This window comes from Rhizobium ecuadorense, from assembly GCF_001187535.1.
In the GTDB taxonomy this organism is placed as follows: domain Bacteria; phylum Pseudomonadota; class Alphaproteobacteria; order Rhizobiales; family Rhizobiaceae; genus Rhizobium; species Rhizobium ecuadorense.
In genome coordinates this window covers 1-238 of the sequence record NZ_LFIO01001162.1, presented here as the reverse complement: position 1 = coordinate 238, position 238 = coordinate 1, and the positions used below count along the sequence as shown (strand labels likewise).

Sequence of the window (238 nt, the reverse complement as noted above, 5' to 3'; positions counted from 1 at the left end):
CAGACGGTCGCAGCTTCATCGAGCGCGGGCCGTTCATGGGCGTGCCCTATGATGCCGATTTTCGTGGGCAGCTCAAACGGGCGCTGGAAATCGCACGTCCACTGAGCGACAGGAACGAACGGCCCGCTGAGCTTCGTGCTATCGAGCTTGAACTGACCTTACGGCATGTAATTGCCGTTACGGCATTCATGGAGCGTTTCGAGCTTTTAGCCGATGGCGTCGATGTTCTCGGCTTCCA

The 238-nt window shown here is 58.0% G+C and carries 1 pseudogene; it reads left to right on the top strand.

Going from position 1 to position 238, the window contains the following annotated elements:
• A pseudogene (locus tag AF337_RS24705) lies at window positions 1–238 on the top strand (anhydro-N-acetylmuramic acid kinase); the annotation flags it as partial.